Source organism: Pseudomonas sp. JQ170C (assembly GCF_035581345.1).
Taxonomy (GTDB): Bacteria; Pseudomonadota; Gammaproteobacteria; order Pseudomonadales; family Pseudomonadaceae; genus Aquipseudomonas.
In genome coordinates, this window is the sequence record NZ_CP141608.1 from 924,376 (window position 1) to 940,069 (window position 15,694).

The 15,694-nt window shown below is 58.6% G+C and carries 16 protein-coding genes; 12 read left to right on the forward strand and 4 right to left on the reverse strand.

Going from position 1 to position 15,694, the window contains the following annotated elements; translation table 11 throughout:
- Positions 1-18: 18 nt before the first annotated feature.
- Both U9R80_RS04110 and U9R80_RS04115 read left to right on the forward strand, forming a co-directional pair.
- A complete protein-coding gene (locus U9R80_RS04110; RefSeq protein ID WP_301840794.1) occupies positions 19-927 on the forward strand; it encodes an SDR family oxidoreductase in 909 nt (302 codons plus the stop codon).
- Between the two features lie 78 nt (positions 928-1,005).
- Positions 1,006-1,359: a hypothetical protein gene (locus tag U9R80_RS04115; protein WP_301840793.1), complete on the forward strand. Its 354-nt coding sequence runs from the start codon at positions 1,006-1,008 to the stop codon at positions 1,357-1,359.
- 295 nt (positions 1,360-1,654) lie between these two features.
- On the opposite strand, the gene U9R80_RS04120 is transcribed toward U9R80_RS04115, so the two are convergent.
- On the reverse strand, positions 1,655-2,440 hold the full coding sequence (locus U9R80_RS04120) for an IclR family transcriptional regulator (RefSeq protein ID WP_301840791.1): 786 nt from the start codon (positions 2,438-2,440) through the stop codon (positions 1,655-1,657).
- A gap of 173 nt (positions 2,441-2,613) precedes the next feature.
- Between U9R80_RS04120 and hmgA the strand changes: the two genes are divergently transcribed.
- Genes hmgA through maiA form a run of 3 tightly spaced genes read left to right on the forward strand, consistent with a single transcriptional unit; the run spans position 2,614 to position 5,850 of the window.
- Complete coding sequence (gene hmgA / locus U9R80_RS04125; protein ID WP_301840790.1) at positions 2,614-3,915, forward strand: homogentisate 1,2-dioxygenase; 1,302 nt, start codon at positions 2,614-2,616, stop codon at positions 3,913-3,915.
- A gap of 3 nt (positions 3,916-3,918) precedes the next feature.
- Complete coding sequence (gene fahA, locus U9R80_RS04130) at positions 3,919-5,211, forward strand: fumarylacetoacetase (RefSeq protein ID WP_301840789.1); 1,293 nt, start codon at positions 3,919-3,921, stop codon at positions 5,209-5,211.
- Positions 5,212-5,223: 12 nt separating this feature from the next.
- Positions 5,224-5,850, forward strand: a complete 627-nt coding sequence (gene maiA, locus U9R80_RS04135) for a maleylacetoacetate isomerase (RefSeq protein ID WP_301840788.1) — start codon at positions 5,224-5,226, stop codon at positions 5,848-5,850.
- Between the two features lies 1 nt (position 5,851).
- On the opposite strand, the gene U9R80_RS04140 is transcribed toward maiA, so the two are convergent.
- On the reverse strand, positions 5,852-6,658 hold the full coding sequence (locus tag U9R80_RS04140; protein ID WP_301840787.1) for a SirB1 family protein: 807 nt from the start codon (positions 6,656-6,658) through the stop codon (positions 5,852-5,854).
- A 125-nt stretch (positions 6,659-6,783) separates the two neighbouring features.
- Here U9R80_RS04140 and U9R80_RS04145 point away from each other — a divergent pair, with 125 nt between their 5' ends.
- Positions 6,784-7,803 carry a Leu/Phe/Val dehydrogenase gene (locus U9R80_RS04145; protein ID WP_301840786.1) on the forward strand — a complete coding sequence of 340 codons (1,020 nt, stop codon included), beginning with the start codon at positions 6,784-6,786 and terminating at the stop codon, positions 7,801-7,803.
- A 3-nt stretch (positions 7,804-7,806) separates the two neighbouring features.
- Here U9R80_RS04145 and U9R80_RS04150 read toward each other — a convergent pair whose 3' ends face one another.
- Positions 7,807-7,986: a YebG family protein gene (locus U9R80_RS04150; protein WP_301840785.1), complete on the reverse strand. Its 180-nt coding sequence runs from the start codon at positions 7,984-7,986 to the stop codon at positions 7,807-7,809.
- 484 nt (positions 7,987-8,470) lie between these two features.
- The gene (locus U9R80_RS04155; RefSeq protein WP_038616969.1) at positions 8,471-8,677 is read right to left on the reverse strand and encodes a helix-turn-helix domain-containing protein; all 207 of its coding nucleotides are present in this window, start codon (positions 8,675-8,677) and stop codon (positions 8,471-8,473) included.
- Between the two features lie 105 nt (positions 8,678-8,782).
- Between U9R80_RS04155 and U9R80_RS04160 the strand changes: the two genes are divergently transcribed.
- The 6 genes from U9R80_RS04160 to U9R80_RS04180 all read left to right on the forward strand — a co-directional run bounded on the left by U9R80_RS04160 (position 8,783) and on the right by U9R80_RS04180 (position 15,678).
- On the forward strand, positions 8,783-9,340 hold the full coding sequence (locus U9R80_RS04160) for a hypothetical protein (RefSeq protein ID WP_191833614.1): 558 nt from the start codon (positions 8,783-8,785) through the stop codon (positions 9,338-9,340).
- Complete coding sequence (locus tag U9R80_RS04165) at positions 9,337-10,722, forward strand: DEAD/DEAH box helicase (protein WP_191833613.1); 1,386 nt, start codon at positions 9,337-9,339, stop codon at positions 10,720-10,722. The genes U9R80_RS04160 and U9R80_RS04165 overlap by 4 nt, the downstream gene beginning before the upstream one ends.
- A 666-nt stretch (positions 10,723-11,388) precedes the next feature.
- Complete coding sequence (locus tag U9R80_RS27275) at positions 11,389-11,556, forward strand: antitoxin Xre/MbcA/ParS toxin-binding domain-containing protein (protein WP_191833611.1); 168 nt, start codon at positions 11,389-11,391, stop codon at positions 11,554-11,556.
- 15 nt (positions 11,557-11,571) lie between these two features.
- Positions 11,572-11,760 (forward strand): hypothetical protein, encoded by a 189-nt coding sequence (locus U9R80_RS04170; RefSeq protein WP_301840784.1) that lies wholly within the window; start codon positions 11,572-11,574, stop codon positions 11,758-11,760.
- Between the two features lie 325 nt (positions 11,761-12,085).
- Positions 12,086-13,963 carry an ATP-dependent nuclease gene (locus U9R80_RS04175; RefSeq protein WP_191833609.1) on the forward strand — a complete coding sequence of 626 codons (1,878 nt, stop codon included), beginning with the start codon at positions 12,086-12,088 and terminating at the stop codon, positions 13,961-13,963.
- Positions 13,960-15,678, forward strand: coding sequence for a UvrD-helicase domain-containing protein (locus tag U9R80_RS04180; RefSeq protein WP_301840782.1), 1,719 nt, complete (start codon positions 13,960-13,962; stop codon positions 15,676-15,678). The genes U9R80_RS04175 and U9R80_RS04180 overlap by 4 nt, the downstream gene beginning before the upstream one ends.
- Positions 15,679-15,694 lie beyond the last annotated feature (16 nt).

The following is a 15,694-nucleotide window of genomic DNA, read 5'->3' on the forward strand; positions in this document are numbered from 1 at the left end:
TTTTCTGGAGTGTTGAGCATGAACGATTCGCTGCGCCTGGACGATAAAGTGGTCATTGTCACTGGAGCCGGTGGTGGCCTGGGGCAGGCACATGCCTTGCTGTTTGCCCGTCATGGGGCGCGGGTGGTGGTCAACGACCTGGGCGGCTCGACCCATGGTGAAGGGGCCAGCACCTCTGCCGCCGACCGGGTGGTGGCGCAGATTCGCGAGGCAGGTGGCACGGCGGTGGCCAACCATGACTCGGTCAGCGATGGCCAGCGGATCGTCGAGCAAGCGCTGGATGCCTTCGGCCGGGTCGATGTGCTGGTCAACAATGCCGGCATCCTGCGCGACAAGACGTTCCACAAGATGGAAGACAGCGACTGGGAGCAGGTTTACCAAGTGCATGTCGAGGGCGCCTACAAGGTGACCCGTGCGGCCTGGCCGCACCTGCGCGAGCAGAATGGCGGACGGGTGATTTTCACCTCGTCGACCTCGGGCATCTACGGCAACTTCGGCCAGGCCAACTACGGCATGGCCAAACTCGGCCTGTACGGCTTGACCCGGACCCTGGCCATCGAAGGACGCAAGCACGGCATCCTGGTCAACGCCATTGCGCCTACCGGCGGCACACGCATGACCGAAGGCCTGTTGCCGCCCCAGGTATTCGAGCAGCTCAAGCCTGAGCTGGTCAGCCCGTTGGTGGTGTACCTGGGCAGCGAGCAGTGCCAGGACAGCGGCGGCCTTTATGAGGTAGGGGGTGGTTGGATCGGAAAGGTGCGCTGGGAGCGCAGCCTGGGGGTAGGGTTCAACCCCCATGAAGGCTTCACCCCGGAGGATGTGGCCGCGAACTGGGAGCGAATCAGCGATTTTGCCGACGCGGTGCATCCCCATGACAGCCTGGAGGCATTGCAACAGATGATGGCCAACTTGCAGAAGTATCAATAGGGCCGATCGCCTGTGGTTGTGGTCGCCGGATGAAGTTGCCTATGCTGGACGGCCACGATCGATACAGGAGTACAGGGAATGTACGAGTCCAGGAACGACGCCGTCATTTCGCCCCGCCAGTTTCGCTCGCGCCTGATCTGGCATGCCCTGGCGGCTTGCCTGCTGCTGATCGGCTCGATCCTGTTCGGGGTGGTGGGGCATCTGTACTTCGAGCCGCACATTCCCCTGCATGACGCCATCTTCAACGCCACCTTGCTGCTGGGCGGGGTGGGGCCGGTGATCTTGCCGGAGAGTATCGGCGGCAAGCTGTTCTTTGCCGGTTACGGCCTGTATGTGGGGTTGGTGTTCGTTGCCAGTATCGGCCTGATCCTGGCGCCCATCGCGCACCGGCTGCTGCACCGGTTTCATTTCGATGACAGTGACGACGACTGACGTGGCGGCATAAAAAAGGCCGCTACAAACGTAGCGGCCAAGTAAGACGCAGATCAAGGAGCTTCAAAATCAACGTCGGTGAACCTGTTGCCGGAGGGGCGGGGTGTACACGCCTTGAATGTCCGGTCTAGAGGGCTTGCTGTTGCAGCGCCGTCCTGGTGCAAACAGAATAAGTCGCTGACCCTCAAGGAAAAATAGCAGTTGGTGACAATCACTGTTACACACTTGGCAACAGTCCCGTATCACCCACGTTAGCCCAGGCACCTGTTAATGACTGTGATCCTTTGTAATGAGTTCACGGGGTTTCTTCGTAGCCCATGCGCCAGCTGATTTGCCTGGCCGCTGCCAGCAACTGCTGTGCGGCCGGGCCTTGCTCGTCGGCATGGAAGATCGAGGTCGGGCCGACCACGGTGAGCACGGCGGCAATCTTGCCGACCGCATTGAACACCGGAGCCGAGAGTGCATCGACACCCGGCATCAACAAACCGTGAACATGGTGCAGGCCACGCTCACGGATGCTGGCGAACAGCGCCTCGTATTCGCTGGCGCTGTGGTCCAGGGCAGACAGCTCCTGATCACGCAGCTCGATGGTTTCGCGCTCCGGCAGGTAGGCGCCAAACACCAGCCCCGTCGATGAACTGAGCAGCGGCAGCACCGAACCGATCTGAGTCACCACGGTCACGGCGCGGACCGCAGGCTCGATGTTGACCACGGTCGCGCCCTGGTTGCCCCACACGGCGATAAAGCAGCTTTCGTTCAGGTCGTCGCGCAACTGCGACAGCGGCATCGCCGCGACTTTCAGCACATCCATCCCCCCCAGGGCCGCAAGCCCCACGCGCAGGGCTTCGCGGCCCAGGCCGTAGTGGTTGGTGGCCGGGTTCTGCTCGGCAAAGCCACTGGCGATCAAGGCTTGCAGGTAGCGATGGACCTTGCTGGCCGGCATGTCGACATGCTCGGCCAAGCGTGAAAGGGAGGTGGAAGGCGACAACTGGGCCAGGGCCTTGAGGATGTCGGTGCCGACTTCGGCCGAGCGGACCTTCTGTTTGCCGGCGCTGTCGGCGGTGGAGCTGGCTTTGGCCATGGTGCGTTCGATCCGGGTTGTCGAGGTGGGCGTCTTTATAGCTTGACGGTCTTCGCCAATCAAATTACGTTATGCGTAATGTAATTACGATAAAAATAACGCAGAAGCGCTGCCACGGTGAACGACTCGCAGCCAACTGCCTTCAACCGGCCTGCATTGGGCCCGGAGGCTCGATGAACCTCGATAGCACCCCCGTCCTCGACTACCTGAGTGGATTTGGCAACGAATTCGCCAGCGAAGCCTTGCCTGGCGCCTTGCCGGTGGGGCAGAACTCGCCGCAAAAAGCGCCCTACGGCCTGTATGCCGAGTTGTTCTCCGGTACCGCCTTCACCATGACCCGCAGCGAGATGCGCCGCACCTGGATGTACCGTATCCGGCCGTCGGCCCTGCATCCGCGCTTCGAGCGCCTGGAACGCCAACTGGCCGGTGGCCCGCTGGGGCAGGTAACGCCGAACCGCTTGCGCTGGAACCCGCAGGAACTGCCGAGCGAGCCGACCGACTTCATCGACGGCTGGGTGGCCATGGCGGCGAACTCGGCGAGCGAGAAGCCCGCCGGTATCAGCATCTACACCTACAGCGCCAACCGCTCCATGGAGCGGGTGTTCTTCAATGCCGACGGTGAGCTGCTGCTGGTGCCGGAACTGGGGCGCCTGCGCATCGTCACCGAACTGGGCATCCTGGACGTCGAACCGCTGGAAATCGCCGTGCTGCCGCGTGGCCTGAAGTTCCGCGTCGAGCTGCTCGACAAACAGGCCCGTGGTTACCTCGCCGAGAACCATGGCGCGCCGTTGCGCATTCCGGACCTGGGCCCGATCGGCAGCAACGGCCTGGCCAACCCGCGGGATTTCCTCGCGCCGGTAGCGCACTACGAGGACCATCAGGGGCCGGTGCAACTGGTGCAGAAGTTCCTGGGCGAACTGTGGGGCTGTCAGCTCAATCATTCGCCGCTGGACGTGGTGGCCTGGCATGGCAACAACGTGCCGTACAAGTACGACCTGCGTCGCTTCAACACCATCGGCACGGTCAGTTTCGATCACCCGGACCCCTCGATCTTCACCGTGCTCACCTCGCCGACCAGCGTGCCGGGCATGGCCAACCTTGATTTCGTCATCTTCCCGCCGCGCTGGATGGTGGCCGAGAACACCTTCCGTCCACCCTGGTTCCACCGCAACCTGATGAACGAGTTCATGGGCCTGATCCAGGGCGCCTACGATGCCAAGGCCGAAGGCTTCCTGCCCGGCGGCGCGTCCCTGCACAGCTGCATGAGCGCCCACGGCCCGGATGCAGAGACCTGCGCCAAGGCCATCGCCGTCGACCTTGCGCCGAGCAAGATCGACAACACCATGGCCTTCATGTTCGAGACCAGCCAGGTGCTGCGTCCGAGCCGCCATGCTCTTGAGTGCCCGCAACTGCAGGCCGACTACGATAGTTGCTGGGCCACGTTGCCGAGCACCTTCACCCCGAATCGGAGATAACCCATGAATCAGTCCGCCATTGCCCGCAGTTGGGTCGAACACGCCAACGGGCATCGCGATTTTCCGCTGCAGAACCTGCCGCTGGGGATCTTCACCCACAAGGGCCAGGCCAAACGCTGCGGCGTGGCCATTGGCGACGCCATTCTGGACCTGGAAGGCGCCCTGGCTGCCGGCGTGTTCGAGGGTCAGGCCCGCGCTGCGGTAGAGGCTACCCGTGGCGGTTCGCTGAACGCCTTCTTCGCCCTGGGCCGTGATGCCCGTGTGGCCCTGCGCGAGCGTCTGCTGGAACTGCTGGGCGAGCACAGCGAACATCAGGCTGCGCTCAAGCCACTGCTGCTGGCCAGCGCTGACTGCCAACTGCACCTGCCGGCGCAGATCGGCGACTACACCGACTTTTATGTGGGAATCGAGCACGCCAAGAACGTTGGCAAGCTGTTCCGTCCCGACAATCCGCTGCTGCCCAACTACAAGTATGTGCCGATCGGTTACCACGGCCGTGCCTCGACCATTCGCCCGTCGGGCACCGACGTGCGCCGTCCCAAGGGCCAGACCCTGCCGGCCGGGCAGGCCGAGCCGAGCTTCGGCCCGTGCGCGCGCCTGGACTATGAGCTGGAGTTGGGGATCTGGATTGGCCAGGGCAACGAGATGGGCGAGTCGATCCCTGTGTCGGAGGCTGCCGAGCATATCGCCGGTTTCTGCCTGCTCAACGACTGGTCGGCCCGTGACATCCAGGCCTGGGAATACCAGCCGCTGGGTCCGTTCCTGTCCAAGAGCTTCATCTCGACCGTTTCCCCCTGGGTGGTGACCGCCGAGGCGCTGGAGCCGTTCCGTTGTGCGCAGCCTGCGCGTCCGGAAGGTGATCCGCAGCCGTTGTCGTACCTGCTGGACAAGCGTGACCAGGCTGGCGGCGCCTTCGATATCGAACTGGAAGTGCTGCTGCTGACCGAACGCATGCGCGAGCAAAACCTGCCCGCCCATCGTCTGACCTTGAGCAATACTCTAAGCATGTACTGGACTGTGGCGCAGATGGTTGCCCACCACAGTGTCAACGGTTGCCAGCTGCAGCCAGGCGACCTGTTCGGCTCGGGTACGCTTTCGGGTGCCCAGCCTGGCCAGTTCGGCAGCCTGCTGGAGATCACTCAGGGCGGCAAGGAGCCTGTGCAATTGGCGTCTGGCGAGGTGCGCAAGTTCCTCGAAGACGGCGACGAAATCATTCTGCGTGCCCGTTGCGTGCGCGACGGCGTGGCGTCGATCGGTTTCGGCGAATGCCGCGGCAAGATCCTTCCGGCACATTGAGAGGGCAGGGCCATGGATCTGTTCAACTATTACCGCTCGACCTCTTCCTACCGGGTGCGCATCGCCCTGGCGCTCAAGCAGCTTGAGTACCAGTACGTGCCGGTCAACCTGCTCAAGGGCGAGCAAGGGCAGCCTGACTTCCTGGCGCTCAACCCCCAGGGGCGGGTGCCGGCCCTGCGGATCGACTCCGGTGAGCTGCTGGTGCAGTCACCGGCGATCATCGAGTACCTGGAGGAGGTTTATCCACAGCCGGCGCTGTTGCCCGAGGACCCTGTAGTGCGTGCCCAGGTGAGAGGCGTGGCAGCGCTGATCGGTTGCGATGTGCATCCGCTGCATAACGTCAGCGTGCTCAAGCAACTGCGCGAACTGGGGCATGAGGAAGAGCAGGTCAACCAATGGATTGCCCACTGGATCAGCCAGGGCCTGGCGGCGGTGGAGCAGTTGATCGGCGACGAAGGCTTCTGCTTTGGCGAGGAACCGGGGCTGGCGGATGTCTACCTGATTCCTCAGCTGTATGCTGCCGAGCGCTTCAACATCGGCCTGGGTGACTATCCGCGGATTCGCCGTGTGGCGGCGCTGGCCGAGCAACACTCGGCGTTCATTCAGGCCCATCCCTCCCGCCAGCCTGACAACCCTTGAGTTAGTGCAGCGATGATGTCAGCGGCGGCAGTTGGCCAAGGCGCTCGGTCAGGCGCAGGCGCTGGATCGGGTCATCGCTGAGCAGCAGGGCGTACTCCAGGTCGAAGCGTTCGGCCTGGGGGCAGTCCAGGTGCTGGTACAGGGTGGCGCGGGCCAGGTAGTCGCTGGCGGTCGCCGGCCCCAGTTGCAGGACGCGTTCGGCATCCTTGAGGGCCGCCAGGTCATCGTCGTGGGTGGAGTGCAGTTGGCGCAGGTTGCGTGACAGGCGCTGCAGCATCTGCTGCGGGCTGGCGGTCAGCATATGCTCGGCATTGAGCTGCATCTGCGGGCCGAACTGGCGCCCCAGCAACTCGCGGCAGTCTGCGGGGTAGAGCCTGCGACCCCCGCAGGGGTCGAGCAGGTGATCGGCACCGGGTACGCGCAACAGGAAATGCCCGGGAAAATTCACCCCTTCCAAGGGGATCGACAGGCCTCGGGCCAGTTCCAGGGTCAGTAGCGCCAATGCCAGCGGTTGGCCGCGACGACGCTCCAGTACTTTATCGAGCAGGGCCGCCTGCGGGCGCAGCGGGTGATACTCATCCTGCTGGAAGCCCATCGCATTGAGCTCACGCAGCAAGGGCTGTGCAAGCTCGCCAAGCGGCAACATGGGCAGGTGGTTGCTGACTTCGATCTGCAGCTCGCGGACCTTGCGCATTTGCTGGGCGGGGTCGACGCCGCCATCGTGTTCGACAGCTATCCACAACGCCGCTTCCAACACGGCGACAGGGTCACGTTCGAGGCAGGCCATACAGGCTTGGCGTGGGGTCATGACAATCTCCGCTCAAGCTTCTGTTGTAGCGCTGGCTAACGCGTTCGTCCAGTGGTCCGGGCATTGTCATCATTCGGCAAACGGCGACCTATACTGGGATCAGCACCTCACTGAGGAGCCCGCTGATGTTCGCACTCATGCAAAGCACCCGTACGCAATCGCTGCACCTGTGCATTGACCCGCCGACAGGCCTGAAGGCTGTGGTCGCCATTCACAGCGAGCACCTGGGACCGGCGATGGGCGGGTGTCGTTACCTGGCTTATCCGGACGACGACAGCGCCATGATCGATGCAATTCGCCTGGCCCAAGGCATGAGCTACAAGGCGGCGCTGGCCGGCCTGCCGCTCGGGGGCGGCAAGGCCGTGATCATTCGCAACCCGCATGTGGAAAACCGCGCGGCGCTGTTCGAGGCTTTCGGTCGCTTCGTCGATACCCTGCAAGGGCGCTTTATCACTGCCGTGGACAGCGGCACTTCGACCCTGGACATGGACTGCATCGCCCAGACTACCCAGCACGTCACCAGTACCACGTCAGCGGGCGATCCTTCGCCCCATGCAGCCATGGGGGTGTTCGCCGGTATCCGCGCCACGTCCATGGCCCGCCTGGGCAGCGACAACCTGGAAGGCTTGCGGGTGGCAGTGCAGGGGCTGGGCAATGTCGGCTATGCCCTGGCCGAACAACTGCATGCCGCCGGTGCCGAACTGTTGGTCAGCGACCATGATCCGGGACGGGTGCAGTTGGCAATCGAACAGTTCAATGCGCGGCCGGTGGCCAACGAGATGCTGATCAGCACACCGTGCGACATTTTCGCGCCATGCGGGGTAGGGCCGGTGCTCAATGGCCAGAGTGTGATGCAACTGCGTTGTGCCGCCGTGGCGGGGGCGGCGAACAACCAGCTGACCACCTTGCAGGTGGCCGATCAACTGGAGAGCCGCGGGATACTTTATGCACCCGACTATGTGATCAACGCTGGTGGCCTGATCTACGTGGCGCTCAAGCACCGTGGCGAAGACCTGGGCACCATCACCGGCCATCTGGCGCGCATACCTTCGCGCCTGACCGAGGTGTTCGCCCACGCCCAGGCGGAAAAGCGCTCGCCGGCGCGGGTGGCACAAATGCTGGCCGAACGCTTGATCTATGGCTGAGCGTTATTCGGCCGGGGTGTCCGAAAGCAGCTCGGACAGGGCATCGGGCTGGCTCTTGAACGCCTTGGCAAAGACGTCACGGTTTTTTGCCATATAGATGCCGGCATCCTCGACCTGCTGTTCGCTGAGCGACGGCACGGCTTTTTTCAGGACCTCGGCAAGCAGCTCGGCCAGTTCGAGCATTTTGCTTTCTACAGCAGAGTGAGGCTAAATCCTGTCAATGATCGATTCTTCTTGAAGGCAGATGTGACACCTCCTTATCCACGTTCAGCAACGGGTAAGCTAGCGCCGGGATGTTTGGTTACTCATTTGTCTGGGCGAGTTGGGGACCGCAACGACCCCGTATCGGTCGGCGACTGGGCCGGTGGATCCTACCAATAGAAGATGAGCGTCGAGATTGAAATTGCCACTGGAGCAGCGAGTGAACTCATTTTTTTTTTCAGAGTTAAGCTTCGGAATCCCACATCTCTCGAAATTTAGCGCAGACAGCGTCAATGTCAGTCTTTAGAGATGGCGCATCTGTAACGTCCAGCTAGCAAGAGAACTAGAAGGTCGCTGATCCCACAGGCATTGGCTCTTACGGGAGTAGGGTTTTCTCGACCGCTTCTGCGTTGGTCTTCGGACGTTCATGGGGAGGCAGCCCCAGCGCCTGTACAGCAGGCTACTTTCACGGCAATAGGGTTCGTGGATGACAGCCTAACTGCTGGGCGATTCTATAGAGCTTTTCGACAGTGACGTTCATTTCACCTCGCTCGATGCGGCCCATATAGCTCCGGTCCAATTGGCAGGCTAGCGCCAGAGCCTCTTGGGACAATTCTATGGCCTTTCTCCGTTCCCGGATTCGTCTGCCCAACTCCTTCGCCAACTCTTGCATGACCGCCTCGAACAATTCAAGGCGGAACTTTCCGTCGTTTACGGATGCAGAGGCCACGGTTTATAATCCGCATTTCACTGCTGTTTGAACCTTTCAGGTGCCTGTATGAAATCGGCTACGTTTAGGCTCGACAGGCGCATCTTTGAGTTATTTCAGGACGAAGCACTCTTGCGTTTCACGACGCGTGAGTTACGAGATGCCTACGTTCGAGAGCTCGCTTCACCTCCCAAGTCCATGGTCGAGTGCTGGCGATACATCCATGATCAGATACGCCGTCTGATTCGTGTCGGATGGGTGCGCGCAGAGGATAGTCGTGCGGGTCGTGGTAAAACCTATCGAGTACTCACCCAACCCGAACATCTCACTCTCGACTTGGTGGATCGGTGTAGCTCGGAGCAGCCCGCTCGGGCCGATACGGCATATGGGGAGGAGCCAGTAGAGGAGTCGGCTGTACGCCGCCTACAAGAATTGGCCAAGGAGATACGGCTGGATCTGCTGTCATCCATGGGCGAAGCCGAACGATATAAGCAGTTGATGCAAGAGATGCCGCAGTTGAAAGAGCAGGTAGAAGACGAATTCCTTGAAGCACGCGACCGCGGCTCCCGACTTCTCGGGCATCTAAAGGCCGTAGAGAAAACACTCAAATTTTTGAGCATTGTATGAGTTCGCTTCGAAAATGGCAGAGTGATTGCGTAGACGCGGCCTTGGAGCACTACGCAAAATTCCCACATTTCTTTTGCCAGGCGACACCTGGGGCGGGTAAGACGCGGATGGCGGCTGAGGTCGCTCGGCGTCTCTTGCTCAGCGATAAAATTGACTTGATCCTTTGCTTCGCGCCGTCTTGTCAGACCGTAGAGGGCTTCAGGGGCACGTTCGAATCTCACCTAGGACTCCGTTTCGATGGCCGTATTGGCGCTGTCGGTGCGGTTTCGACCTATCAAGGGATGGATTATCAAGATCAAAGCTTCTGGGCTCTCCTTGATCAGTATCGTGTTTTTGCGGTGTTCGATGAGATACATCACTGCGCTGGAGCGGAACTTTCGCTCGGGAACACTTGGGGGCAGCTGATTATTGAGAGAGTTCAAGGGCGGGCTACGTATACTCTTGCCTTGTCAGGCACTCCCTGGCGTTCTGATGAAAGGTCGATTGTGCTCGCCAGATACTCCAATCCGGATGGGCGCATACTCTGTGACTTCAAATATGGACTCAAGGCAGCTATAAACGATCTTGTATGCCGATCCCCCCGGATTGTCCTCATCGATAACGGTGCGGTGAAGGTAACGACTCGGAGCGGGAAAAGCTCCACGGTCAACACTTATTCGAGTATCGCTGAACTGCTCGGCGATTCGCCGGTGACGTTTGAATATTTGCTGTCGCAACGAGAGTTGGTCAGTCAAATTCTCGAGCTTGGGTGCAGAAAACTGGATGAGATCCGACTAGAAACTCTTGATGCCGGTGGCCTTATTGTAGCTGCCAGTATCAGACATGCTCATCTCATAGCTGATGAACTAAGTCGGTTAGGGGAAAGTTGTCAAGTGGTAACCAATCAAACACCAGATGCTCAGGAAGCTATCGACGAGTTCCGAATCGGGACGGGACGCTGGATTGTGGCGGTGGGAATGATCAGCGAAGGGACAGATATTCCTCGTCTGCAGGTATGCTGTTACCTCAGTCGTATCCGTACGGAGTTGCACTATCGCCAAGTTTTGGGACGAATTCTTCGCCGAATCGGTCCTCAGGATGCCATGGCCTGGCTTTACGTCCTTGCAGAGCCCTCATTGAAAGCGTTCTCGGAGCGCCTATCGTTAGATCTTCCGGAAGATCTAGCGGTGATTCATCATGTTCATCGCGGGCGTATCGAGGTCGAGTTAACCCCTGAGTATTGCGGTTTTGAGTGCCTCGAAGACCAAGCCACAATCAGCGTTTCGTCGCCTTTACCGACTACAGCAGCGAGAGACGTAGGGGTTGAGTGGTCGACTATTGAAGACTCGTGCAGCCTACACTTCTTGCCGACGTTTCGTACGGAGTTGCTAGAAATCTACTAAGCCTTTTGACGATGTTATTCATAGGCTCTGAGTAGGAGGCGAAAACTGAGCATTGTTTTTAGATAGTTAAAACGTAAGCGTCCGGGCAATACGTCTTGCTTAATAAAAAAGCTGATAATTTCAACGCTTGGGTCGTTCACGCTTCCTTGACGCAGTCACGCGAGCCCTCTTGGAAAACTTCAAGTTTTCTGAGTCACGCCAGTAAGATTGGCGCGTCTGTTCGCGATTAGATGCCATATGATCGCCAACGCAGCGCAACCCAACCACGGCAGCAAAAACGCATTCAACACTTGCCATCCAAAATTATTCAGTAAGCCTCCGGCTCCAAACGAGCAAGAGAGCCCTACCGCAAAAATGACCATGTCATTGGTGGCTTGAGCGCGACTTTTTACCGACGTCGCACTCCCCAAGGCTCCTCAATTCGGAGAGGCCGGATGGGAATCACTACTCATCAGCAGTGCCACCGGCCGATAAATGAACGCTACCAGTCATCCTGCCGGCGACGATGTGCAGCGGCCAATGGAGTAAGGTAAACGTGACCAAAAAGCGCATGGTGGTGGCGGAAGCTATATGGCAGCGATCATCCTTATAGGACCCTGTTTTCCTTCGCTAGCCGGTTGTTGGAGCACCCCGCACCGGTGCTTCGTGGCGCGTCGAAGTCAGGTCATGAACCAGGCGGCCTACGTCTTGGGCAGTTACCGGTTAGCATCCGAATGGTTGTCGCGGCCAGCTCTTGGTTTGGACATGCGCACGCCCTGTAGTCTGCTGGCAGATGCTGATCGCTACCGACAAGTCGTCGACCACCTGGTGAGGCTTGAGTATGGCGTCTATTGACGCACTCGAGACATCATGAAATCCGAGAATCGAAGCGAATTGGGGGTGGAGCTCTGCCGGATAGAGGCTCTATCCCGGCTGGCCGCACGCACCGAAAAACGAAGCCACTTCCGGGACATTGCCCTCGTGAGCGGCGCGGATACGGAACCTGTTGATCGCCTTGCCGGAGGATCACTCAACATCATTCGCAAGGCGATGAAATAATGACATCCCAGTGTGCTTGGGGCATCCCATACTGCAGATTGCCGTTGTCCAGACGGGTGAGCCGTCGCACACATCGCAACGCACATCAGTCACCGCCTCAGTTTCCACACGGCCAGTGATTTTCATTCGAACCGAGCCTAGTTTTTTATCTGCCTCTTCAGCGTAGCGGTTTGGCCTGCCCCAGCTGGTCATCGCTCGCCAGGGAAGGATCGATCCATTTCCATCCACACAGCGCTGAAACTCCCATTTTTATCTGACGCACTGTCCTATTGCACATTTCATCTCGAATAATATTTCATCCGTAAAAACAAGGATGGAGACCTTCATGTACCTCGCTGAGCTGACCATCAAGAACTTCCGCAAGCTGCGCGAAGCCACGCTGAAATTTCAGCCTGGTTTGAATGTGCTGGTAGGGCCAAACAACGTAGGCAAAAGCGCGGTAGTGGATGCGCTCCGGACGCTTCTCGCGGGACATGATGAACCCTATCCCCGTCTCGATGTTTCGGACCGACATCGCCCGGTTGAAGGCGAACCGACTGGCGATATTAACTTCCATTTTGTCTTCAGAGATCTCAGCCACGAGGATGAAGCGGACTTTATTGCAGCGCTCAAGCCGTGCGCTGACAAGACTATGGAGGCGCATGTTCACGTCAGGTACACCGATGCGGATCAGACGGGTCGCTTCAGAGTAAAACGCTGGTGCGGCGATCACCAGGAGGTTGCACTTACCTCCGATATGATGGAAAACCTTCGTGGTGTCTATTTGCAGCCTTTGCGAGATGCCGCGCAGGGGCTTCGACCTAGCCGTAACAGCCAGCTGGCACGTTTGCTGCATTTGCTTACGGATGATGAAGGTCGTGAAGCAATCAACGCGGCGCTGAAAGAACTGGATGAAAAACTCCAGCAGAACGAGTCAATCCAAAGCACCCATACCGCGATATCGTCTCGACATGGCTTAATGATGGGAGAGCAGCTGGCACAGACGCTCGCTGTTGGGCTTAGCGCAACAGATTTCCAGCGTCTTTCTGCTCGGCTTTCCCTCACCGCTGAAGCTTTGGAGATTGAGCAGAACGGACTGGGCTTCAACAACCTGATTTTCATGGCGGTAGTGCTCAGCGAGCTGGCCAAAAACCCTGACGCAGCCTATCGAAGCTTGATTGTCGAGGAGCCAGAGGCGCATCTGCATCCTCAATTGCAGCGTGTGCTGTTGCGGTATCTCGCAGGCGTGCCGACGAATGAAGGCGAAAAGTCAGTGCAACTGTTCGTCACCAGCCACTCCCCAAATTTTGCCAGCAATTCAAAGCTCGAGTCTCTGGTATGCCTGGTAGAGAGCGATGCCGGCGTGGAGACTTTCTTCCCCCGTGACATCAAATTTGCCAAGGGTAAACGGGAAAAGCTTGAGCGTTATCTGGACGTGACCAGAGCCGAGTTGTTTTTTGCCCGCCGGGTCATTTTCGTCGAAGGTGCTGCGGAGCTCATGCTTGTCGATGCGCTCGCCAAGCTTATGAATCTTGATCTCCGGGAGTACGGTGTCAGTCTGATCAGTGTCGAGGGGCTCAATTTCGATTCCTTCTTGCCGCTGTTTGGTGAGAAAGGCCTACGAATTCCGGTCGCTGTCGTGACCGACGCTGATCCTTTCGAAGAAGAAGAGGTACAGGGCCCTGCAGAGGGCGAGCTGGATGCGGAAGGGATTGAGGATCTGCTTGCCGAGGCTGCCTACATGGAAGAAACGGATGCGCCTGAAGAGGAAGTTCCGGTCGCCGAACCGGTGAAGAAGAAAAAGGTTAAAAGGAAAGAGGTCTATCCATCGTTTGGAGACGATGTGAGATTGTCTAGCAACACCGTCAAGATGAAGGAGTCCGAAGACGCTTTTGTGAAGGTCTTCCACGGTCTGAAAACCTTGGAATACGATCTGGCACTGCTTGAGGCGAATCGCGGTCCCATGCTTACTGCGTTAGCCGACCCCCACCCACGTATCTCAAAAGCACTACGCAAGATCGTGGATGCTCAACCAGACAACACTGCAAAGGCCAAGGCGCTGTTTTGCGGGATGTTCGAGCGCAAAGACAGTAGTAGCAATGTGCAAAAGGGCCGATTCGGTCAGGCATTTGCTGAGCAGATCGCCAAAACGCCTGATTGCGCAGTCCCTGACTATCTTCAGAAAGCCATCCAGCATGTCTGCCAGGGAGCGGCCAAACCATGAAGCTCTCCGAAGAGCAGAAGGACATAATCAATGCGCCGTTGGGGCCTATCGCTGTCACGGCGTGCGCTGGGAGCGGCAAAACGGCTACGGCAATCAGGCGCCTGATTGCCATCCGGCAGAAGATGGACAACAGCCGTGGTCGGGTCGTGCTTTTGTCTTTCTCCAATGTTGCGGTCAATACGTTCAACAAGGGGTACGCACAGCTCGCTTCGGCCCTGCCGGATGACGCCAATCGCAAACGCGTGGAGGTGGACACGCTTGATGGGTTTTTCACCCAGCATGTATTGCGTCCCCATGCTTACCGAACAATGGCTGCGGCTCAAGCAGCATACCTGGTGTCAGGCTCAGAGCCTTTCTTGGCCAGTTTTCAATATTGGCCAGAGGAGGGCCGCCCTCTGCCGGTCAAAGACATCAAAGTCGGCATGCAGAATGGCAATCACTACTTCTTCACCGATACACGTGACGGCGTGGAAAAACTCGATGCTGGAAAGGCTCTAAACACGGTCAATCGCCTTGGCCGCACAGGTGCCTACACTCATGAACTCGGCCGGTACTGGGTGTATCGGACCTTGGTCCACCAGCCTGCAGTTCTACGTGCTCTGGCAGGCCGGTATCCGCAGCTTCTGGTTGATGAGTCCCAGGACCTGGGCACTGTGCATCAGGCTATCTTGGAGTTGCTCATCGGTGCTGGGGTACAAGTCTCCCTCATTGGTGATGTAAACCAGGGCATCTACGGCTTCGCTGGCGCTGACGGCGCCTTCCTGAACACCTATACGGATCGTATTGGGGTGACTGGCTACAAGCTCACTCGTAACTACCGCTCACTGCCCCCGATCATCAATATCGCCAATTTGCTCTGCGGCCGGGACGATGAGCCAGATCGGCAGCCCGAACAAGGCGGAGCATATTTCGTAGGGTACAAGGAATCGGAACTGCCCAAGCTGTTCGATGCTTTCAAGGCTCATATCGATGAACTGGGTATGCAGTACAAGGATGCGGTAATTCTCAGCCGAGGGACGGGGCGCGCCGCGGTGTTGGCCGGGAACGTCGCCCCTCCTGGGAAAGGTACGATCGCAATGCTCGCAGAAGCGTCTTTGCTTCGAGACCAGCAAGGTCGATACCAAGAGTGCTTTAAATTTGTATGCCGGGCTGTCGTGGGATTGCTGAACAACCCCCCAAATGGGCTTAGCTCAAACCTGCAAGGAGCACCCCATGAAGGGTGGATGCTCAGGCTCAGACGATTGCTATGGGCTTTCATTCGCAACGCCGAGACAGGACTGCCATCATCGTTGCTGTTAGCCAAAACTGAGTGGCATCCGAAGCTCATGATGAATATCAGGATTCTTCTCGCAGCCATCGAGAAACAGTCTGGGTTGAAAGCTGTAGGCACTCTAGGCAACAAACTGGCGAAGACCGGGTTGCTGGAACTTTCGCTCACCGGCGCTGCGGGGCCTCAAGAGGGCGGCCATGGAATCAGAGTCGAGACTGTACACCAGGTGAAAGGCGAATCCATTGGCGCGGTTCTGTATGTAGCGAAGAAGCCGAACGTTGAAGCGTTATTGGCGGGCACGGTTACCGAGGAAGGGCGTATTGGATACGTAGCAGTCACGAGAGCCAGGAACCTGTTTTGGTTGGCCGTGCCCAACTCAAGCCTAAAAGCGTTACGCGGGGATTTGATCGCAGCTGGATTTGAAGAACTCCCGGCTCGCAAGTAGACCAACCTCGCTATGG